A 21,579-nucleotide genomic window follows, 5' to 3' on the forward strand; every position below is an offset into this window, starting at 1 on the left:
TTGATATAAAGTCATGAGTATATCGTGCGGGAATTATGAGGAGGTTTAAGATGGTCAGTGTGATTTTTTGCGGCTTTGGTGAAAAACAGGACAAACGTGTTTTCGCTAAAACCGGTGACGTATTGCTACGTGTTGCCCAAAGCAACGGCATTACTATTCCTTCCGATTGTAAAGATGGAATGTGCGGCAGTTGTGCAGTACGTGTTGAAGAAATTTCAAATGATGAAACAATTGATTCAACAGTTGAAGATTATTCATCCAAGGGCCAAGCGGTTTATATGGATGATAAAGAGCTTGAAACTTTGATTCAAATGGGTGCTATTAATAAAAAAGAAGCTGAAATCGCTCAACAATTTAATCGTCCGACACCGGTTCGTTTAGCTTGTCAATGTGCGCTCAAAAACACTTCAATATTAGTTAAACCTTTTAACTGATTCATGGCGGCTTTATGAGCTTTTACTCATGAAGTATTTACAAAAATATAATATACAAGGAGTTGGGATGACAACACGCGTAGAAATTATGAATGACTTTTTGGCGATCAATGTCCACCCGGGCAAAACGATCCAAGATATCGTAGAAGCTTCTGGAAGTGCACTTCCATTCGGATGCCGTGACGGTGAGTGCGGTACTTGTGTCGTAATGATCGAATCAGGTATGGAATACATGAGTGAAATCAATGACAAAGAGAAAGCTGTTCTCAAAACTGTCGGTGAAACTAGCCCTAAAGCCCGTCTTGCTTGTCAGATGAAAGTCGTCGCACCAAACGGATTGGTACGTATTAAATACTAAACCCTCATAACAACTCAGCTTTGGCTGAGTTGCCTCATTTTTAATCAATACTCTGCCTAATAAAAGCCTATAATTTTAAGAAGAACAAAATATGCATTTCATAGCATAAAGTGTGTATTTTTTTAGGTGGCTTATTATGCAAACATCTTTATCCTATAAACAAAAGCAACTGCCAAGACTTTCGATGCAGACGTGGTTACCGCTGCTTCAATGTTCGTTAAACGATCTCGAAAAGCATCTTCAGGTGATTACCAATGAGAACCCATGTCTGGAAGTAAAATCGGGATTTGAAGAGTCCAATGCCCAATCCGGCGGAACATCAGCCTACGGTGCATTTCAAAACTATGTTTCCAATGCTTCCAGTGAACAAATCGAATGGCTCAGTATCTCTTCAACCTCGTTGTACGAGAAACTGGATGAACAGATTGTGGCCCCTTTGTTTCCGACCCCGATATCTCAAAAAATTGCCCGCCAAATTATTTATTACATCAATGACGAAGGGTATTTCGAGGGGAGTGTCGAAGAGGTTGCCGAGCAATGCGACACGGATGCCCATGCGGTAGAACGGGTACGACAGCGATTTGCCCATTTGGAACCTTCGGGAGTCGGTGCCGTGGATTATAAAGAGTCATTTTTGTTTCAGCTTAGTGATCATGATCTGGACGATGAACTCAGTATTTTGCTGGGAGCGATGATCTTACAGTTTGACAAGATGGAAAAATTCATCAATCATCCGAGACTCCATGACGCCAAGCACGTATTGCAGCATCTGAGAAATCCTCCGGCATTGGAATATATGGAGCCGGAAACCCAAATCACCCCGGATTTGTTTGTCGAGTTTGCCGGTTCTGAGCTGAATATCCGGATCAATCATGCGTTTTACCCCGATTTACAGGTCAACATGATCGACAAATACGATACGTTCGCGAAACAAAAATTCAAAGAGGCCCGGGAACTGGTCAAGCTTCTGGATTTGCGCAAAGCAACGCTCTACAATGTCGCCTTGGTCTTGATAGAAAAGCAGTATTCCTTTTTTATGGGCGGAGAGCTTAAACCCCTCCGTCTTCAGGATGTTGCGGATGAGCTGGGTTTTAATGAATCGACCATTTCCCGCGCTATTGCCGATAAGTACATCCAAACGGAGCGCGGATTGTATGCGTTCAAAGATTTTTTCTCCAACTCGATCGGTGAAGTATCGACGTCGGAGATCAAACATTTTCTCAAACGTCTTGTGACGAGCGAAAACAAAGATGACCCGTTTAGCGACAAAACACTTCATGAAATGATAGAAGAGCGTTTCGGAGTGAAGATGGTACGCCGTGTCATCGCTAAATACCGTCAGGAACTCGACATCCCTTCGTATAAAGAGCGGCAGTTTCTCTATAAGCTCGAACTTCTCTAAACTTCTTTCTGTCTCTATATCTTCTTCTGTTGTAATTTATCGTTTAATATTGCAACAAGGGTATCTGCTCTATGATTGTCCTAAGTTAAACCAAAGGATATTCAATGAGTAGTAAAATCAAAAAAATCGTCAAAAAGCAAGTCAAGAATTTGCTTAAAAAAGAGTTGAAGCAAGAGATCAAAAAACAGATAAAAAGTTATAAGAGAAAAGAAAAAATTGAACACGGGGAAAGAATAGCGGTCGAATAAGAAACGCTAACGAATACGACGAGGAATCTACTTCTCCGTAAGAGATTACGGAAAAGAGAGATTAACTCGACGGCGTATCGACAGCGGTGAAGAAAGTATTGCTTTTAGGTGTAGTACGCGGAGTCGGTTGTGAAAGGGCGGAATCGTCTTTTTCGCCGGTACGGATACGTTCAACCTCTAATACCGGAGTGATCCAGATTTTACCGGCGCCGTGTCCCAAATCCTGCGTGTGCGATCGAATACACTCCATCGCCGTTGTTTTATGCTTCTCATCCGATACAACGATAAAGAGCATAACTTTTGGATACAAATCGGGTGCATTGTTCTTTTCAGCAATTCCGAGGGATCCTTTTCCAATGACATCCGTAACGGTTACCCCTTCTATTCCGTTATCAAACAGCTCTCGTAATACATCGTTTAGGCAGTGGCGGTTAAATACAGCAGTAATTTGAAACATGGTGAACCCCTTTTAATAATACGTTATTATATTGGAATACGAACACTCAAAGATAAATGAATTGCTTATTAAATAGGCAACGCAAATTCGCGTATACACTAACGTAATATTTATTTCTTGCATTTATTATTCTAGTTCTTAAAGATGACAAAAATGTCATATTTCTTGTAGAACACCTCTTGCAATCTCCTCAACAACTATCATCCATCAAGGAGTAATCAATGGCACGAGACACATTAATCGGCGGAGCGTTATGGGAGGAATATTCTCTCGAAGTACAACGACGGATGAATGATCCGATCAATATGGGAGAGATCACTCAAGAAGAAGCAGATGCGGCAGAAAAACAATTGATTATTGCCGATTTCGGTGCAGAGAGCTGCGGAGATGCGGTACGACTTTATTGGATGATTGATCCAAAAAATGACACGATCGTTAAAAGCCGATTTAAAAGTTTCGGATGCGGGACGGCGATTGCCAGCTCGGATATGATGGCAGAACTCTGTATGGATAAAACCGTTGACGAAGCGTTGAAAATCACCAATATTGATGTTGAAAAAGCGCTCCGTGACGAAGAAGACATTCCTGCGGTTCCTGGGCAAAAAATGCACTGTTCGGTTATGGCCTATGATGTCATCAAAAAAGCGGCATCGATCTATAAAGGGGTCGATATGTCGGAGTTTGAGACCGAATATATTGTTTGTGAATGTGCTCGTGTCAGCCTTGATACGCTCAAAGAGGTGATCCGTCTTAACAAACTCGAATCGATCGAACAAATCACCGACTATACGAAAGCGGGCGGATTCTGTAAATCATGTATCAAACCGGGCGGACATGAGAAAAAAGATGTCTATCTCGTCGATATGTTGGCAGAAATCCAAGCTGAATTGACCAAAGAAGCGATCAGTAAAAAGATCAAAGAAGCCAAAGGTGACGGTAATTTCAGTGCGATGAGCCTGGTACAAAAACTGCGCAGTATTGAATCGATTCTTGAAGAGTATATCCGTCCTACACTCAAAGCCGATAACGGTGACGTTGAAGTAATCGATCTCAAAGAGGTCGAAGAAGGGCATGAACTCTACATCCAGTACAAGGGTGAGTGTATGAGCTGTTCGATGAATACGACAACAACGCTTGCCGGTATGCAGGATATGTTGAATTTCAAACTTAAATCCAATCTAAGAGTGATGGTGGTCTAATGTCACGCGCAACAAAAGAGGGGACATTCGGATATCTTAAAAAATTCGGTAACTATTCCAAAGATTTTTACCGTTTTAACGGAGAACTCTTTTTTCCTTCTTTGGGGATCGGAACGTATAAGGCTGAGCCTTATAAAGAAGATAACTACATTATCAACTACGCCGAAGCGATCAAAACGGCTCTTCGCCGCGGGATCAATTTTATCGATACCGCGATCAACTACCGTTATCAGATGTCTGAGCGGGAGATCGCGGAAGCCTTGAATGTTATGTTTGCAGAGAAAGAGATAACACGCGAAGAGGTGATTATCGCCTCAAAAGCGGGTTTTATCCCTTTGGATTTTCCTTTCCCCGATAATCCGTACGGCTGGATACAAGAGAATATTCTTGATGCCGGATTGGCGAGTAAAGAGGAGATCGTTATCGATCAGCACTGTATGTCACCCGCGTATTTACGCTGGAGCTGTGAGCAGTCACTGCGTAATCTGGAGATTGAGACCATCGATATTTTTTTCCTTCACAACCCTGAAACACAATTGGGCTATGTTGATCAAGAGACGTTTTATGAACGTATCGAGGCAGCATTCACCCTCTTTGAAGAATTACGCAGTGAGGGGAAAATCGTCTCTTACGGAATTGCGGCATGGAACGGCTTTTTATACGAATCAGATCATATTGAGTATGTCTCTTTAGGTAAAGTAGTTGAGATCGCACAGCGTATCGGCGGAAAAAATCATGGATTCAAATACATACAAAGTCCTTTTAATCTGGCAAAACCGCATGCCTACGGTTATGCGAATCAACAAAGCAGTGACGGTATGTTTTACCCGCTGATGCATGTATGCGCCCATTACGGGTTGACGTATATCGGTTCCTCTCCGCTGCTCCAAAAAAATCTTTTTAAAAGAGCATTTGCCCCGAATGTCGCAGAGTTAATGAATACCGGTGATTTGAGCGATATTGCCAGCGCTTTGCAATTCGCCCGCAGTGCCGGAGGGATTTGTGCGATATTCGGTGCCGTTGATCCGGCACATGTAATTGATAATGCGGTTTTGGCTTATTTGCCGGAAGCTTCACCAAAAGCGGTGAATACATTGATGAAAGGTGCCTATGCTGTATGATGTGATTGTCGTCGGCAGCGGTATCTCGGGATTGTATGCGGCACTCTATGCGCGTCGTTCGGGATTGAATGTCGCACTGGTCTGTAAAAGCAATCCTCTGCGTTCCAACTCTGCCGTAGCTTCCGGAGGAATCAATGCGGTACTGAAAACGACGCGCCATGATTCCTCACGCGAACACATTGCCGATACCCTCAAAGGGGCGGATAAACTGGGGCGTTTTTCGGCTGTCAGTGCGATGGTCACCGGTGCCGAAGAGATCATTAACGAGCTTCAGGCAATGGGTGTCGCATTTGATTGTAATGAGGAAGGCAATGTGGCGCAGCGCCCTTTCGGAGGGACGAAGGCTAAGCGCACCTGTTATATCGCCGATCGTACCGGTGCTGCAATCACCCAAACGCTTTTGGTTCAGTGCCGTAAAGAAGGGGTCAAACTCTTCCCCAGCCATCAGATGCTCTCAATCGCAACCTTTAAAAACCAGCTTTCGGGAATCACCGTATTGCGCCGACGTGATTCTCAAGTAATTGCTTTTGCCTGTAAATCGTTAATCTTAGCCGGAGGGGGTTTTGCCGGTATCTATCGCGGTCACTCCACCAATTCTCAAGAATCCAGCGGCGATGTAATCGCCATAGCATTGAGAGCTAAAATGCGTTTGGCGAATATGGAGTTTGTTCAGTTTCATCCGACGACACTTTTAAACAGCGGGACTCTGATCAGCGAAGCGGCACGCGGTGAAGGTGCCTATATCGTGGATGAGACGGGGGAACGTTTTACGGATGAGCTTCAAACGCGGGATAAGCTATCACGCGATATTGTACGTCATCAAATGGCAGGTCATACGGTCTACCTCGATTTCCGTCATTTGGGCGAAGAACTGATTGATAAAAAACTCCCTTCAGCTCGTAAACATGCACTCAACGGTGCGGGAATCGATATCTTGAGTGAGCTTTTGCCGATCACTCCGTCCGCACATTATACGATGGGGGGAATCTGGAGCCGCAACGATACGTCGACCGACATACCCAATGTATTTGCCTGCGGAGAATGTGCCCATAACGGAGTACATGGAGCCAATCGGCTAGGGGGAAACAGTTTGCTTGAAGCGGCCTATTTCGGCCGTCTGGCCGGTATTGAGGCGTCCCGTGCGGCAAAAAAAGGGGAGTTCCACCCGATCGATTATGCATTGGTAGACAAAGAGTCGCGTTATGTCGAGACTATTTTGGAAGGTGAAAGCCGCTTTAATATCAATACGATGCGTCGAAATCTGGGGAATAACCTCTATAAAAATGCAGGGGTCTTTCGGACCCATGATTCTCTTGCCAATGCACTCGAATATGTCCATTATTTGATGAAAATGTCATCCGGTCTGTGCTGCGTCAATAAAGAGCGCAGCGATAATGTCGAACTGATGTCGATTATCGAGTTTCGTAACGCTCTGACTGTTTCTGAAGCCATGCTGATGAGTGCATTGGCGCGTGAAGAGAGCAGAGGGGTCCATTACCGAGATGATTTTCCTCAAACCGATGATCGCAATTACGAAGTGAATACAATTATTCGCCGTCTTGCCGGGACATTTTTACGGATTACATTCGAAGGCCACCTCTCATCGGACTGGTGGCATCGGATACGGCAGTTTTTTCACGCCCAATAGGGCTATGAATTTAAAAAAGGTTTTTGTTTATGGTGAGCTCGTCGAACCATGAACCGCTCACCCATTTGACAGGGTAAGGGCAAATGTAAATATACGTCAATCAAATTAAAAAGGAAACACAATGGCAAAAGTTATGCTGCGTTACGATTCAAAAGGGGCAATCTCTTTTTATGTCGCTAAAAAAGATATGGAAGAGACGATTTTGAGCTCTGAATTTGATAGCGAAGACAAATGGGGCGGTGAGGTCAAACTCAGCAATGGTGAGACATGGTTTATCGAGCCGGGAATCAAAAAATTCCCTGCCGAAGTTATGGCTAGACGGATAGACGAATAGTATTCTTCCACACCCATTCACTCGACGAATGGGTATTTATCTCCCTTTGATTACAGAACACTCCCAAAACTTCTCATATACTGCAATTATTGTGCTCTTGACGGAATTTTACAATACATTTTTATTATTGTTTATTATAATTTATGATGTCGTCAAGGATCACTTATTTATGAAAATTATTTGTCATCAAAACCCTTTTATCCATTCCGTTTATCATATTCCTACTCATCAGTATAATGAAAATACCGAGTTTAAGTTTATGGGTGCTCCGTCCATCCACGAACACATTATCCTAAATGACAATTGTGCGGTTATTTCGTTTGAACTAAACGGAAAAGAGTACACATTTGAAGGTGATGTCGTGTGCGGTAAATTTACCCAAGCGCCTAAAATCAAAATTCTTTTTAAAAAATCCTGCCGGAAGCTGACGATTATCCGTTTGAGTTCGTGCGGCATGTTCAGACTTACTTCAGCACCGATGGTATCGATGGTCAATCATGTCGCTCCGGGATCCATCATCGATATTCGAGTCGATAACGAGCAAAGAAGTGAACAATACATTCAGTTGGTAGACAATCTTCTGAATGAAAAATCTCATCATCCATCGTATGTCCTCACCAGAGAAATCGTGAAGTACGTTAATGCCAATTTTGCCCATCTCCCCAGCAATGCGACCAAAGCGGTAGCCGAACATTTCGGAATTTCGGAGAGTTCGCTGCGCCGTTATTTTAAAAAATATCTGGGTATCAATCTGTCGACGTACATCATTACGATCAAGCGGAAGAAAATGGTTCAGAGTATTTATGAAGACAATTATGACTCTTTAAGTGTGCGTGAAAACGGTTATTATGACCAATCCCATTTTTTAAATGACTTTAAACGTCTTTACGGTGTTCCGCTCAAACAATATCTCAACGATATTCAAAGGATGAAGCGTCAATCCCCCGAATTAATGCAGTTTTTATACCACTGCAATATCGAAACGGCGATTTAGAGTATCATGAAGATTACAGAAGCACAGGCGGTAAATCACTCGACGCCGATCGGAAATCTTTTTAGTCATGAACGGGTAATTTCTACTTTTGAAAGCGATGTTTTATTAGAAGAAGTATTGAATCATTTTTCCACTTATTCGACGGATGTCGTCATTATTGTCGATCAGGCGTTGTCGATCGGTATCCTTACTCTTAAAGATATGATACGTGCAATCAATGACAGCAATAATCTTTCCCGTCCGGTTAAAGAGTTTATGACGGCTCCTTTGCATACATTTTATTCGAATATGAGTATCGCGGATGTCCTTGATACCATGAACGATGCCCGTTATGAAAAGATTGTAGTAACCCATGATACCGACGAGCTAGTCGGGGTGATCGACAGACGGCATCTTCTCGCGTTGTGTTATACGCAGCTCACTCCGCTTATCAAACATGAATACAATATGATCCAATCGATGATGGGACTTGTCGGAGAAGGGGAAAGAAAGTTGTTGAAAATGGCAACAACCGATACCCTGACCGGAATCGGAAACCGCAGATTGCTCGAAGAGGTATTTAACGCCCATCAGCATCTCGGAGAACGCTACGGCATCAATGTTTATCTTTTGATGTTTGATATCGATGACTTTAAAAGTATCAATGATACTTACGGTCATAATATCGGTGATGCGGTACTCAAAACCCTTACCGAGATTGTCAGTAAATCCATTCGAAAATCGGATATTTTCATCCGTTGGGGGGGAGAAGAGTTTGCCATCTTGCTTCGCAACTCGGATTCTATCAATGTGTTAAAAATAGCCGAACAGATTCGTGCGAGAATCGAGACCCATTGTTTTGAGAAAAATGTTCATGTGACTTGCAGCTTCGGTCTGACGTCCGTTAATATCGGCGATACTCTGGAAGGGGTAATCGAGCGTGCCGATCAAGCGCTTTATCAAGCTAAGAAGGACGGAAAAAATACCGTCCGTGCCGAAATCGTTTAGAGTTCGATTCCGTACTGTTTGATTTTATATCCGATCTGCCGCGCGCTCATCCCTAAGGTGCGAGCCGCTTTGGTTTGGATTCCGTGGGAATCGATCAAGGCCTGAATGATCGATTCACGTTCGAGTTCCTGAAGACTTTTCCGCGTTACGGGGCCTCCGGGTGCCGGGGGAGGCTGCGAGCTTGGTGCTGCGTATGCCGTTGCGGGAGCACTCATAGGTGCAGGTGCTTCGGATGACTGCATATAAAGCTTTTGATAGTTAAACGGCAATACATGGCTGAGCATCTCCGGTTGAATTTCTCCGTCCGGGCAAATCAGGACGATCCGCTCCATCGTATTTTGCAACTCACGAATATTACCCGGCCATGGGTAATCGAGTAAAAGCTCCATCGCCCCTTTGGTAAAATGCATATTTTTACGATGCTCTTTCATAAAACGGTGGAGATAGTGTTCGATCAAAAGCTTCACATCCTCATAACGCTCACGCAGCGGCGGCAAGTTGATGGGGATAACGTTGAGACGGTAAAACAGGTCTTCACGAAACTCTCCCTTGCGTACCATCTCCTCCAAATTGCGATTGGTTGCGGCGACGAGACGGACGTTCGTTTTGATCGTTTTATTTCCGCCGACACGTTCGAACTCCTGCTCTTGCAAAATACGGAGCAGTTTGACCTGGAGCGACGGGGTAATATCCCCGATCTCATCGAGAAACAATGTTCCGCCGTCAGCCAGTTCAAACCGACCCTTGCGCATTTCACGGGCATCGGTAAATGCCCCTTTTTCATGTCCGAAAAGCTCAGATTCCAACAATGTTTCGCTGATTGCGGCACAGTTAAGCTTGATAAACGGTCCGTTTTGGCGGCGGCTGAGGTTGTGTACCGCAGTGGCGATCAGTTCTTTACCGGTTCCCGTTTCTCCCCGGATCAAGATCGTGGCATCGGTCGGTGCTACCGTATTGATCATTCCAAAAACCTGCTGCATTTTTGTCGAGTGGCCGATAATGTTTTCAAATTTGTAGTCTTTTTGCATCTCTTCTTGATAATAGGTTTTGAGCTCAGAGAGAGACTCTTTTTCCTTGGTTATCTTTTGTTGCACTTTCAGCGCTCCGACGAAGAGAGAGCCGACGATCGTGAGCATCCGGACAATCTCGTCAAAATTGAGAGGGCTGTTTTTACCAAGATTGGCCGAAATGACGCCGATGACTTCTTCATCCTGGAGAAGCGGTACGGCGACATACGAAACCATTTGGGTCGAAATATTCCCCATTTTATTAAGGTAGTTGATATTGTTATGAATATTTTCGATGACGATCGGTTCACGGCTTTTTGCCGCTAACCCCGTAGCTCCTTCGCCGAAACGGTATGAAGCCATTTTTTTCTGATAGGGTTCCAGATCGATAGAGGCGAGCAGCTCAAGTTCATTCGCCTCATCTTTTTTACGAAAGAGGGCACATCGTTCAAGGTAGCTATGCTGCTTAAGGCGGCGCATCGCTTTTTCAATATTCTCATTGATGTCAGACGTGCTGGTGAGCATTACGGCAACTTCATACAGGAGGTTTATCTCCTTATACGCAAAGGTAAGCGGACAGGTCTGGCACTCTTCACGATTGGGAATGTTTGCTTCAAATGTCATCATTTCAGTATCTTTGTCTATAAATTGTAAGGTAATTGTAGTACAAAACATGACAATGAACTGACATTCATGTGGATAAAAAATAGGCAATTTATAGAACTGTATTTGCACTACATTGACAAAATGATCCAATAAGGAGACAAAATGCAAATTACCGTTCATGGAACACCGACACCTTTAGAGGGAAAAGAGATGACTATTTGGCGTGAAGCGCCGGCCGCCAGAGTAAGCAACCTCGATGGAAGCCAAAATGTTATCGGGATGATTGCACCGACGGCACAGCTTCTAATTGCTATTCCTTCGCTTAAAACGGAAGTATGTTCATTGGGGGCTAAAAAGTTCAATGACCTGATTAAACAGTTTAAAAAACTCAAAACGGTCATGATTACAACGGATGATGCCGAATTTGTTAACGATTTTGTCGCGCGTGAGGGGATTGACAGTGCGGAGATCGTGATCGATACTGCACGCGATTTTGCAAAAAAATTCGGTCTTCTGATCACGGAGGGGAAACTCAAAGATCGTCTTGCCCGAGCTGTTTTTGTCATCGACCAAGAGGGGATGATCAGTTATAAAGAGGTTGTTGCCGAAATTACCGATGAAGTTGATTATGACAAATGTATCGAAGCTGTCGACAAAGCGGCAAACTTCAAGAAAAAAGGGCACGACCACGAAAATTGGATGGGTGTCTGATAGAGGAGCACGTCATGGTAGAGCAATACATAACCTGGTTAAATGACAGAGGATTTCATCCCGATGACCTCGAATATCGAGGCTTTAACGGCAATACACCGCTGCTTCTTGCCGCATTGGAAGGGAATGCCATGATGGTTTCCCGTCTGATTGAAGCGGGGGCGGATTTGTATGCGATCAATGATGATTTTAACGGCGTATTGTTCAATGCCTGTTTTGCCAATACTCCCGATGTGATTCGGACATTGGTCGAAGCGGGTGCCGATATCAATGATACGAACGAAGAGGGGACAACGGCATTGATGTATGCCGCATCCGCTTCGCGCGTTGAGTGCGTCAAAATGCTGCTGAGTCTCGGTGCGGATGTCAAACTTCATAATGAAGACGGTTTCAGCGCGATAGAACTGACCAGTAACCGCGACGTTTTTAACCAACTGCGCAGTGCGTGAAGAAACCCTTCTGACTCCTAAAGGGGTTGCCGAGCAACGATCCTATTTGGATTGGGATACGCAGCCCTCACTCTTTAAGCACTATCCCGATTTTTGTTATCGTGTGCCCTTGAATGAGCATCCCTCACTCCTATGGCTTCTCCATTCACGAAAAATTACCGATGAACGTATCGTTGCCCATAAACCTTATCGGCGGCTCAATGTCCCCTCTGCCGGTAATCTCCATCCGATTGAAATCTATGTTCAGATCCGTAACGTCTCAGGGCTGTTGAGCGGAATTTACCATCTGGATGTCTTAGCGGAAGAGTTGGTCATGATAGCCGAGATAGCGGGGGAAGGGTGTGAACCGTTTTTGGGATTGGATAAGCGTTATAGCGGGATGATCGTCATGCTCTCTCTGGTACCGTTTCGTTCCGGATGGAAATACGGCTTGCGTGCCTGGCGCTATCTTTATCTCGATTTAGGGCATCAGATCGGTGCACTCATCACCTCTATGCGACATTTTGGACAGGAAGCTACAATAATGTCTCCTCAAAAAGGGTTAAATGCGATTATGGGGATGGGTGAGGATGAGATGATCGCTGCCGTCTACGGTGTCGGAGAAATGTCACCGCGTCCGGTCAAACCATTACACGAACCTTTGATGCGGGTACAGCCGACGGATTATACGTTGTATCATGCAGCTTTGCACTCGGCGATACAAGAGACACCCTTCTATGTTGACATCCCGGATACATTATCGTATGAAGGATTTAAAACCTATAACGGTAGACGGCGGAGTGCACGGGATTTTACCCCGAATGCGATGAGTGATGCGGTTATTCAGGAATTGATGAGAATATCAGCAGACCCGTCGCTTGAGATTCTAACGGTTGTGATGCAGGCACACGCTATGCATTACGGTGTATATCGAAACGGAAAATGTGCCGTGAGCGGTAATTTTATCTCTGAAATACTTCATTTACTTTTGGAACAGCGTTTTATCGCAGGTGCAAATATGGTAGTATTAATCACAACGGAGGATTTTTGTGCAAAGACCCATATCGAGGCGGGAATTTATGCACAGAATCTCTATATGGCGTGTGAACATCACGAGGTCGGATGCAGCGGGATCGGAGCTTTCTATGATGAAGAGGCTTCACGCTGGACCGGCAAGGCACTGCTTTATGCAGTGGCAATAGGGGGAAGAATATGATTATCGGTATTCCTAAAGAGATTAAAACGGATGAATTCAGAGTCGGTATGACACCCTCGGGTGTACTGGAATTGATCAAAGCCGGACACAATGTATTGATCGAACAAAATGCAGGTGTGGGGAGCGGATTCGAAGATCGTTTATACAGCGATGCAGGAGCAATAATCCTGAACACTGCCGATGATATTTATGCGGGTGCGGATATGATCCTCAAGGTCAAAGAACCGATAGAGGTGGAATATAGTCGGCTTCGTGAGGGGCAAATCCTTTTTACCTACCTTCATCTCGCTGCGGATAAAGCTTTGACGGAAGTTCTGTGTGCGAAAAAAATTACCGCATTGGCCTATGAGACGCTTCGTTTAGGCCGGCGGCTGCCGCTGCTGGAACCGATGAGCGAGATTGCCGGGCGGATGGCGACACTTTTCGGTGCCGTTCATCTGGGGCGCTACAACGGCGGAAGCGGGCAGCTGCTCGGCGGTGCCGTCGGTGTGGAACGCAATCATGTGGTCGTACTCGGAGCGGGTGTTGCGGGAAAATCAGCTGCGGATGCTGCGGCAGGACTGGGTGCTAAGGTGACTATGCTTGACATAAACCTTGAGAGGCTCACGTATCTACGCGATGTTATGGCTCCGAATGTATCCATGCTCTATTCGACGCATGATACGATTGTCAATTCGATCAAAGATGCCGATCTTATTGTCGGAACCGTTTTGGTCGCCGGTGCAAAAGCCCCTAAACTGATTACCCGTGATATGCTCTCTTTGATGAAAAAAGGGTCGGTGTTGGTCGATGTGTCGATTGACCAGGGGGGATGTTTTGAGACCTCACATGCCACTACCCACTCGCATCCGACGTTTGATGTGGACGGTATCGTTCATTACTGCGTCGCCAATATGCCGGGAATGTATCCTCGAACGTCGACGATCGCCTTGACGAATGCGACGTTGTCGTATGCACTAAAAATTGCGTCAACCCCGTTAAACGTACTCTTGAAAGATGAAATCTATCTGGGTGCTCTTAACACCTATGCAGGTGACGTTACCAACGAAGCGGTGGCAATAGCGCATGGAATGACGTATAAGGCTGTAGTATGAATGAAATCGATAAAGCACATGAGATATTAGCGATCTACCGTTTTTACAAAATGGATGGAAAGCTTTATCATTATGACGAAGATGACCGCCTCGATGAATTGTTTGATGCCGTCGTGCATGCGATCAATGATTGCGGGATGTTAAAACCCCTCTTGCCGCGTGAAGAGTTTGTGATCCCCTGTCGCGGGATACTGAACAAAGAACGCGCATGGCTGCAGCGGTTCGAACACCAAGATACCCGAGCCTTTTTCCTCAGTGATATTTATGATTTTTTGAAACTCTTTACGGGACGGACGAAGCTCAGAGTAGGATAGACTTTTTGAGTTTCTTTCGCTCCGCTTCACTCTTTTCACCTGCGCCTTAGATTTCATTACCCCAAATAAATAGTTTTTTTAAACAAAAAACAGTTACAATTTATCACAAACCATAAGACAGAGGGTACAATGAAAGCAATCGTCGGAATTTTAGCGGCAGTGATTATCGGGGCGATAGTGATGATGTTTGTAGGACATATGAACAATGTTCCAAAACTGGACGAATCGGTCAAAGCCTCATGGGGACAAGTCCAAAACCAGTACCAGAGACGGGCTGATTTGATCCCGAACCTCGTCGCAACGGTCAAAGGATACGCGTCGCATGAAAAAGAGGTATTGACCCAAGTGACCGAAGCGCGTGCCAAAGTAGGGCAGATGACGATCACTCCGGAAGTATTGAACAATCCCGAAGCCTTTAAAGCCTTTGAAAAAGCGCAAGGGGAACTGAGCAGTGCACTTTCTCGTCTGATGATGGTCAGTGAACGCTATCCCGATCTCAAAGCCGATAAAAACTTTATGGCATTGCAATCGCAGCTGGAAGGGACCGAAAACCGTATCAGTGTCGCACGCCGTGATTACATTGATACCGTCAAACAATACAACCTCGAATTGCGTACCGTTCCGGGTCGATGGGTAGCAGCGATTCTCTATCCCGATGCAACGGTCAAAGAGACGTTTAGTGCCGAACCGCAGAGCCAAAAAGTGCCAACCGTATCGTTCTAGACAATGATACGTTTTATTCTTTCTCTTCTGTTTTTTGTCGGAGTTTCCGTATGGGCGGCTCCGACATTTCCGGAGCTTAGCGGTCGTGTTGTCGATCAGGCCGGATTACTCACCCCCGATCAGGAACGATCTCTCTCAGAACTCTCTAAATCCATCGAAGATAACAGCACGGCTCAGGTTGTCGTCGTTACCCTCAAATCTCTGGAGGGATACGATATCGCCGATTACGGCTATCAGCTCGGGCGCTATTGGAAAATAGGGCAGAAGGGAAAAGATAACGGCCTTCTCATCATTATCGCTCCGTATGAGCGCAAAGTGCGTATCGAGGTCGGATACGGTCTGGAAGGATTTATTACCGATGCACAGTCCCATGAATGGATTCAGTCGCAGCTGATTCCCCACTTTAAACAAAAAGACATTTACGGCGGTATTAAAAAGACGATGGATGAGATCAAGCTAATGCTTTCACAAGAGTATACGAGTGATTCTCATCCCGGCAAAGCAGAGGAGAGTAATCGATTTTACTGGATCGCAATTGCTTTTATCCCTTTTTGGATTATGGCAGTTCGCTCTAAATATCGTGATGAAAAGAAGCAAACCCATACCGTCAAAAAAGTAGGAAGTTCTCTTTTGTTGGGAGGGATATCGGGTACACTCGTATGGTTTATAAGCCATATCTTGCTGATCAGCGGAATTATCGGAGTGATTGTTTTTCTGGTGACCTATTTTTCCGATAAAAATTCTGATTTCGGTTCGATAATCGATACGATGGATAATTTGCCCGGTTCGATGAAGCATGATTCCTTTGATATTTTCAGCGGTGGGGGCGGCAGTTTCGGCGGAGGTGGAGCGAGTGGCAGTTGGTAAATTTCAGGAGATGCTATGAAACAGTTAAATGATACCCTAAAAGGGCAGATCAAAGAGGCGATTGAGAATGCCGAACGCCAAAGCTCGTGCGAGTTTGTCGCAGTGATTACACAAAAAAGCGGTGATTATAAAATTTATGCTTTTTTCGTTGCGGCATTAAGTGCACTGCTGATCCCCCATTTTATTTTTTGGCTAAGCGATTGGTTCAGTATTGAAAAAATATTTCAGTTGCAGATAACTTCTTTTATTTTATTGATGATCCTCACCCAATTATCCGTGGTCACGAATGCTTTGGTCCCATCGTCGGTCAAACATCGTCATGCGGCTTTGGTCGCACAGCAGAGTTTTCGAAAATTCGGATTGTATCGGACATCGAAACGGCGGGCAATCTTGTTTTTCGTCTCACTCGATGAGAAATATGTCGAGATTATCACCGATATCGGAATCGATGCGAAAATACCTCAGGAAACATGGCAAGCGGTGATTGAGAAGTTTCGCATCAGTCTGAGCAGTAAAAATGTGGCAGAAGGGTATCTCGAAGCGATCCAAGAGTGCGGTACGATTTTGATGGGTGAGTTTCCGGTTGAAGCGGGAGATAAGGATGAATTGCCGAATGAGCTGATTGTAGAGCTTTCAAACTAAAATCATCGTTTCCTACAGCATACCGAGGGCTGTCTCGAATACATTATGCATTCATATCTATAAAATTCTACAAGGATGCTAATGCTCCCCGCTATCGTCGAAATAAAACCCGACGTCTACTTCACAGGCGCTTTTGACCCGAAAATCCGTACATTTGATATTATTATGAAAACCGCTAACGGCAGTTCGTATAACAGTTATGTCGTCCGCGGAAGCGAAGGCGTGGCGGTTATGGACACCGTGAAAAAAGAGTTTAGCGATGAATTTTTCGCCCGATTGGAGCGCGTCTGTAGTTATGATGAGATTCACTACATCGTTTTACACCATCTCGAACCCGACCATTCGGGCGCATTGATCGAACTTATGAAACGTGCACCGGAAGCACAGCTCATTATTTCAGGACGCGCGGTGATGATGCTCAAAGGGATCATTAAAACCGATATTCCTTACGAGATCGCCACGGCGGGCAAAACGATTTCACTGGGCAATAAAACGATCGAATTTATCATGACCCCGTTCTTGCATTGGCCGGATACGATGAGCAGTTATCTGCATGAGGAAAAGCTCCTCTTTAGCGGTGACGTGTTCGGAAGCCATTACTATGACGAACGTCTTTTTGATGATCTCGTCGGTGATTTCTCGTATGCATTTCACTATTATTACGACCATATCATGCGCCCGTTCAAACAATATGTCCTTCAGGCACTCAAACTCTACTCCAAGTTCGATATTGATCTGATCGCCCCTTTGCACGGTCCGATTCTGCGCAGCAATCCCCAAAGCTATATTAACAAATATGCCTCATGGAGTTCTGAAGCCCGTTTCCGTAAAAACGAGTTCGGAACCAAGATGCTCTCCGTTTTTTATATTTCCAGTTATGACAATACTCATAAAATGGCAGAAAAAATAACGCAGGGAGCCGATGAGGTGGAGGGAATACGGGCGAGTATGTACGATCTCGCATCTTTGGATGAATCCAACATGATAACGCTGCTGGAAGAGTCGGATGCAATATTGATCGGTTCACCGACGATTAACGGCGATGCGGTAAAACCGGCATGGGACCTCCTCTCCTGCATGGCCTATCTGGAGCGTACGGGAAAGATCGGTGCGACATTCGGTTCTTACGGATGGACGGGAGAAGCGCCGGAAATGCTGCATGAACGGCTAAAAGGGCTGAAGTTCCGCCTTCCGCTCGCACCGCTGAAAGTCAAGCTGATCCCTACCGAGGAAGAGCTCGAAGCATGTGTAGCATTCGGCCGCGAGGCTTCGGAGATCGCGATGGGAAAAATGATCGAGATGGAACTGTAGAAATCAATATTCAATAAAAGTCAGCGATAGAAGATCGTTTTTATAGTTATCCTGTAATTTATATTCTCTATATCCTTTGGAAAGCGCGATTCCGACTAAATATTTCTTCCCGTCATAGGTCGTAAATCGATGGGATGCCTTCTGGTCGTTGTAACGTAGAATCTCATCATCCAAATCGATACGCTCGGTAGGGCGCAGATGAGGGTGGGTCGTTGAAATGATGGTCCCTTTCCGATCGACAAAGATTGAAAAACCATTTTTAGAGATTGGAAAACTATCGTTCAGCATGGCTTGAAACTGCGGATATGCATCAAATACGATCCCTATCCCTCCCCATGTTTTGTTATTTTTGCAGATGGAAGCACTGTAAATATAGGTGGATCGGTCATCATAAAACGGTGTATTGTCAAAATTGCTGACAAAATAGTGTTGGCTCTCATGATTATTGAGTGTTTTAGTGACGTAATCCCCTAAAACTTTTTTTCCGAGGATAGCCGGGTCATTGGAGGCTGCAATGATGGTGGCATTTTGATCATAGATAAAAATATTGGTATAAACGGTATAAAGAGTGTTGATATAGTGTAAAACATCGGTGATCTTCTTGATATCGGGTATTTCTTTGGTCAGTTCTTCTTCAAAAATCGGTGTTATCGCCCACCATCGACAGTCATTGGCCCGCTCGTAGAGATTTCTGTCCATAATATCGATAGCAAGTTTGCTGGAAGCCTGAACATCGTAAATCAAACCTTCCATAATGATGTTTTCAAGATTGCTTACCGTCTCTTTGATCGTATTGAGAATGGAAGAACTCACGGTACGCAGGTTGTCGAGTACCGGGGTCAGCACGTATACCCGTTCTTTGGATGCGATTAGCTCACCGTTGATAATAACATCGCTGAGATCTTCGATAACGTCATCGGATTTACGGATAATCGATTTGATATTATCATCTAAGGTGCATTTTGCACTGATGGGATCTTTTAACGGAGCTTTCTTGGAACACTTTTTGGCATTGATATAGGCGACACTTTTCCAAGGTGACCCGTAATATCCCTCATACCCTTTTGTTTTTGCTGAGACCAACAAATAGCCGTTGCGGTAGGCAATCTCTTCACTCGTATAAAGCTGCTTCAGTTCTCTGGTGATTTTTGCCGACTCCGTTGAGGAAGAAATGATGACCTCTTTGCCGTCTGTCAAAACGATATGCTCTGAAGGGTCTAAGAGGGATGCGAAAATGCGGTCCATTTCGTCATCAAACCGAAAACATAAGATCAAAACACCTATCGCTCGGTTATTGTCCATAATTTTTTGGGCGAAAAGGAGTGTTTTGGGTTGCGAAGGAAAGAGATCCGTTTTGGAAAAGCATTCGATGTAGCCGTCTGTTTGCAAGGCATTTTGGATAATCGGATCAGAAGCCGACGTGAGGTGATTGGATTCATTGATATTCAGCCGAATGTTTCCTTCTGCATCCGCAATAATGATTTCGTTATAGACGCTGTATTTCATCGTGTATTCGATAAGACGTTGGCGAAGCCTCTCCGCTGATTCTTGGCCTTTTAAAAAATCGATGATAATATTGTCCGTCGCCAAAAAACCGACATCGGCAATCCTCTCGAACAAATTACGGATCAGAATATCGATGCTGATCTGTGCTTTTGAATTCAATTCTTCCGTGTATTTTTTTAAATTTTCCCGAATTAAAAGAGGTATGAGTTCCTCTTTGAGACCGCTAAAGGTTTCAATGGTTTTTTCGGTAAACGAAAAAAGGTTGGCGGCTTTATCCAGCGCGCTGATTTTACCCGTGAGGATGACTTTTTTCAAGAATCGGTTCTGGTCATCAAAAAGTTCGACACTGCTGCGTATAAAGGGGAAAAGGTCCAGAAATTTAGTCGTATCCATTATGCATCACCATTTATTTTAAATTGCTAATCATCAATTGGAGAAAAGTCAATTCTTACCTAAGTGACCGCACCATTGTTCGGATAACAATATATCAATAATTTGAATACTTTGTAGACATAAAAAAAACTTTTGTATGCTTATAATTTAATCATTTTTTTTGGGTAAGTACTGACCTTAGTGCGAATATAAATTGCACTCTATGAGTATATTTTAGGAGGAACGCCATGAGTGAGCTTGATGTGATGTGTCACGAGATTGAGAACTATCTTAAAAAATATGCCATGGATGATGAAGCGCGTTATGTCATCGCCCCGCTGATTGCTAAAAAATCACTGGAGATGAACCATCTTTATCAAGATTTAGGCTTTAAAAGCCGTACGCAGATGGGCGCTTACATGAGTGAACATTTTCCGGGACTGGCACGGTTGAAACCCAAAGAGAAACTCTGGAAAAAATTCCTTTATGATGCGATCGGTAAAGTTGCTCCGGCGTGTGCGACGTGCAACGACCAAGAACACTGCTTTACCTGTATTCTCGCGGAGGCCAGTGCGTGAAGACACCTTCGATTACGACCACCGAACTCTATCGCTATCTCGATACCCTTATCATGGCGGATATTCCCGTATTTATCCACGGTTCTCCCGGAATCGGGAAATCGTATATCGTCGCGGATATCGCGGCGAAACATAATCTCGAATTGGCCGATGTCCGCCTCTCCCAGATGGATCCGGTCGATTTGCGCGGAGTCCCTGCTATACGGGATGAACAGACGGTATGGATGGCTCCGGTATTTTTCCCGCGTGATCCGGATTCCAGCGGCATTTTGTTTTTGGACGAGCTCAACTCCGCACCCCCCTCGGTGCAGGCTGCGATCTATCAGCTGGTGCTGAACCGTAAAATGGGGGAGTATGAACTGCCTCGCGGCTGGCGTATTATCTGTGCCGGAAATCGCATCTCCGATCGGGGTGTCGTGTTTCGTCTTCCGACACCGCTGGCAAACCGTATGGTTCATTTGAGTGTGGAAGCACGATTTGAGGATTTTAAACTTTTTGCCATTCGTGAGGGGCTTCACTCTTTTATCATCGGTTTTTTGGGATTCCGTCCCGATCTTCTCACCTCGGAACCGGTCAGTGAAGATGACAGCAATCCCGCATTTGCAACTCCGCGCAGCTATCACATGCTCTCCTCCATTCTTAAACACAACGACAATACCTCCTCGTTGGCTCCCATCATCTACGGATTGATCGGATACGGTGCGGGAATCGAATTTTTGTCGTATGTCAAAGTGTACGAAAAACTTCCCGATGTACAGGCGATTTACCGCGGCGAATACCCGAGTATCGATAAGAGTGAACCGGCATTGCTCTACGCATTGGTTTCGGCTCTGGTAGAACTCTATCGTGGCGGTGATGAAGCGTCCAAGCATCTGTTCGCATTTGCACAGCTCCTGCCGACCGAGTTTGGCGTGATGCTGATCAAAGATGCGATTGTCAAAGATGCTTCGATTGCCGAGTGTGCTGAATTTGACACATGGATTGAGCGCTATGGCGACTATATCCTTTAAATTCTGCCACTT

Annotated in this window: 24 protein-coding genes; 21 read left to right on the plus strand and 3 right to left on the minus strand. The window is 44.8% G+C overall.

Annotation, left to right across the window (positions count from 1 at the left end):
- Nucleotides 1-50 precede the first annotated feature (50 nt).
- The 4 genes from WAO38_RS03425 (at nt 51) to WAO38_RS03440 (ending at nt 2,442) form a co-directional block, all read left to right on the plus strand.
- A complete protein-coding gene (locus WAO38_RS03425; protein ID WP_422234374.1) occupies nt 51-434 on the plus strand; it encodes a 2Fe-2S iron-sulfur cluster-binding protein in 384 nt (127 codons plus the stop codon).
- A 67-nt stretch (nt 435-501) separates the two neighbouring features.
- A complete protein-coding gene (locus WAO38_RS03430; RefSeq protein ID WP_299930524.1) occupies nt 502-792 on the plus strand; it encodes a 2Fe-2S iron-sulfur cluster binding domain-containing protein in 291 nt (96 codons plus the stop codon).
- A 136-nt stretch (nt 793-928) separates the two neighbouring features.
- On the plus strand, nt 929-2,194 hold the full coding sequence (rpoN, locus tag WAO38_RS03435; RefSeq protein WP_422234376.1) for an RNA polymerase factor sigma-54: 1,266 nt from the start codon (nt 929-931) through the stop codon (nt 2,192-2,194).
- Nucleotides 2,195-2,298: 104 nt separating this feature from the next.
- Entirely contained in the window at nt 2,299-2,442 is a 144-nt protein-coding gene (locus WAO38_RS03440; protein ID WP_422234378.1) for a hypothetical protein, read from the plus strand.
- 61 nt (nt 2,443-2,503) lie between these two features.
- Here the strand turns inward: WAO38_RS03440 and WAO38_RS03445 are convergent, their stop codons facing one another.
- The gene (locus WAO38_RS03445) at nt 2,504-2,899 is read right to left on the minus strand and encodes a P-II family nitrogen regulator (protein WP_422234380.1); all 396 of its coding nucleotides are present in this window, start codon (nt 2,897-2,899) and stop codon (nt 2,504-2,506) included.
- 221 nt (nt 2,900-3,120) lie between these two features.
- Here WAO38_RS03445 and WAO38_RS03450 point away from each other — a divergent pair, with 221 nt between their 5' ends.
- The 6 genes from WAO38_RS03450 to WAO38_RS03475 all read left to right on the plus strand — a co-directional run bounded on the left by WAO38_RS03450 (nt 3,121) and on the right by WAO38_RS03475 (nt 9,182).
- On the plus strand, nt 3,121-4,098 hold the full coding sequence (locus tag WAO38_RS03450) for an iron-sulfur cluster assembly scaffold protein (RefSeq protein ID WP_422234382.1): 978 nt from the start codon (nt 3,121-3,123) through the stop codon (nt 4,096-4,098).
- Nucleotides 4,098-5,219: an aldo/keto reductase gene (locus tag WAO38_RS03455; protein WP_422234383.1), complete on the plus strand. Its 1,122-nt coding sequence runs from the start codon at nt 4,098-4,100 to the stop codon at nt 5,217-5,219. The genes WAO38_RS03450 and WAO38_RS03455 overlap by 1 nt, the downstream gene beginning before the upstream one ends.
- Nucleotides 5,209-6,867, plus strand: coding sequence for an FAD-dependent oxidoreductase (locus WAO38_RS03460; protein ID WP_422234385.1), 1,659 nt, complete (start codon nt 5,209-5,211; stop codon nt 6,865-6,867). Before WAO38_RS03455 ends, WAO38_RS03460 begins: the two co-directional genes overlap by 11 nt.
- A gap of 121 nt (nt 6,868-6,988) precedes the next feature.
- Nucleotides 6,989-7,201 carry a putative nitrogen fixation protein NifT gene (gene nifT / locus WAO38_RS03465; protein WP_422234387.1) on the plus strand — a complete coding sequence of 71 codons (213 nt, stop codon included), beginning with the start codon at nt 6,989-6,991 and terminating at the stop codon, nt 7,199-7,201.
- Between the two features lie 169 nt (nt 7,202-7,370).
- Nucleotides 7,371-8,195 carry a helix-turn-helix domain-containing protein gene (locus WAO38_RS03470; RefSeq protein ID WP_422234389.1) on the plus strand — a complete coding sequence of 275 codons (825 nt, stop codon included), beginning with the start codon at nt 7,371-7,373 and terminating at the stop codon, nt 8,193-8,195.
- Nucleotides 8,196-8,201: 6 nt separating this feature from the next.
- Nucleotides 8,202-9,182, plus strand: coding sequence for a diguanylate cyclase (locus WAO38_RS03475; protein WP_422234391.1), 981 nt, complete (start codon nt 8,202-8,204; stop codon nt 9,180-9,182).
- On the opposite strand, the gene nifA is transcribed toward WAO38_RS03475, so the two are convergent.
- Nucleotides 9,179-10,816: a nif-specific transcriptional activator NifA gene (gene nifA / locus WAO38_RS03480; RefSeq protein WP_422234393.1), complete on the minus strand. Its 1,638-nt coding sequence runs from the start codon at nt 10,814-10,816 to the stop codon at nt 9,179-9,181. The genes WAO38_RS03475 and nifA overlap by 4 nt on opposite strands.
- Before the next feature lie 141 nt (nt 10,817-10,957).
- Between nifA and WAO38_RS03485 the strand changes: the two genes are divergently transcribed.
- The 9 genes from WAO38_RS03485 (at nt 10,958) to WAO38_RS03525 (ending at nt 18,101) form a co-directional block, all read left to right on the plus strand.
- Complete coding sequence (locus tag WAO38_RS03485; protein ID WP_422234395.1) at nt 10,958-11,506, plus strand: redoxin family protein; 549 nt, start codon at nt 10,958-10,960, stop codon at nt 11,504-11,506.
- A gap of 14 nt (nt 11,507-11,520) precedes the next feature.
- Nucleotides 11,521-11,955 (plus strand): ankyrin repeat domain-containing protein, encoded by a 435-nt coding sequence (locus WAO38_RS03490; protein WP_422234396.1) that lies wholly within the window; start codon nt 11,521-11,523, stop codon nt 11,953-11,955.
- The gene (locus WAO38_RS03495; protein ID WP_422234397.1) at nt 11,948-13,150 is read left to right on the plus strand and encodes a nitroreductase family protein; all 1,203 of its coding nucleotides are present in this window, start codon (nt 11,948-11,950) and stop codon (nt 13,148-13,150) included. Before WAO38_RS03490 ends, WAO38_RS03495 begins: the two co-directional genes overlap by 8 nt.
- A complete protein-coding gene (gene ald / locus WAO38_RS03500; RefSeq protein ID WP_422234399.1) occupies nt 13,147-14,244 on the plus strand; it encodes an alanine dehydrogenase in 1,098 nt (365 codons plus the stop codon). The genes WAO38_RS03495 and ald overlap by 4 nt, the downstream gene beginning before the upstream one ends.
- Nucleotides 14,241-14,558 carry a hypothetical protein gene (locus tag WAO38_RS03505; RefSeq protein WP_422234401.1) on the plus strand — a complete coding sequence of 106 codons (318 nt, stop codon included), beginning with the start codon at nt 14,241-14,243 and terminating at the stop codon, nt 14,556-14,558. The genes ald and WAO38_RS03505 overlap by 4 nt, the downstream gene beginning before the upstream one ends.
- A gap of 129 nt (nt 14,559-14,687) precedes the next feature.
- On the plus strand, nt 14,688-15,281 hold the full coding sequence (locus WAO38_RS03510) for a LemA family protein (protein WP_422234402.1): 594 nt from the start codon (nt 14,688-14,690) through the stop codon (nt 15,279-15,281).
- Between the two features lie 3 nt (nt 15,282-15,284).
- On the plus strand, nt 15,285-16,148 hold the full coding sequence (locus WAO38_RS03515) for a TPM domain-containing protein (RefSeq protein ID WP_422234404.1): 864 nt from the start codon (nt 15,285-15,287) through the stop codon (nt 16,146-16,148).
- A 15-nt stretch (nt 16,149-16,163) separates the two neighbouring features.
- Complete coding sequence (locus WAO38_RS03520) at nt 16,164-16,790, plus strand: TPM domain-containing protein (protein ID WP_422234406.1); 627 nt, start codon at nt 16,164-16,166, stop codon at nt 16,788-16,790.
- Between the two features lie 81 nt (nt 16,791-16,871).
- Nucleotides 16,872-18,101: an FprA family A-type flavoprotein gene (locus WAO38_RS03525; protein ID WP_422234408.1), complete on the plus strand. Its 1,230-nt coding sequence runs from the start codon at nt 16,872-16,874 to the stop codon at nt 18,099-18,101.
- A gap of 3 nt (nt 18,102-18,104) precedes the next feature.
- Here the strand turns inward: WAO38_RS03525 and WAO38_RS03530 are convergent, their stop codons facing one another.
- Nucleotides 18,105-20,000, minus strand: coding sequence for a cache domain-containing protein (locus WAO38_RS03530; protein ID WP_422234410.1), 1,896 nt, complete (start codon nt 19,998-20,000; stop codon nt 18,105-18,107).
- Nucleotides 20,001-20,227: 227 nt separating this feature from the next.
- Here WAO38_RS03530 and WAO38_RS03535 point away from each other — a divergent pair, with 227 nt between their 5' ends.
- Together WAO38_RS03535 and WAO38_RS03540 are read left to right on the plus strand one after the other, a co-directional pair.
- Nucleotides 20,228-20,557 carry a nitrogen fixation protein NifQ gene (locus tag WAO38_RS03535; RefSeq protein WP_422234412.1) on the plus strand — a complete coding sequence of 110 codons (330 nt, stop codon included), beginning with the start codon at nt 20,228-20,230 and terminating at the stop codon, nt 20,555-20,557.
- Nucleotides 20,554-21,567 carry an ATP-binding protein gene (locus tag WAO38_RS03540; RefSeq protein ID WP_422234414.1) on the plus strand — a complete coding sequence of 338 codons (1,014 nt, stop codon included), beginning with the start codon at nt 20,554-20,556 and terminating at the stop codon, nt 21,565-21,567. Before WAO38_RS03535 ends, WAO38_RS03540 begins: the two co-directional genes overlap by 4 nt.
- Nucleotides 21,568-21,579: the final 12 nt, after the last annotated feature.

The sequence above is a fragment of the Sulfuricurvum sp. genome, assembly GCF_049277495.1.
Lineage (GTDB): Bacteria > Campylobacterota > Campylobacteria > Campylobacterales > Sulfurimonadaceae > Sulfuricurvum.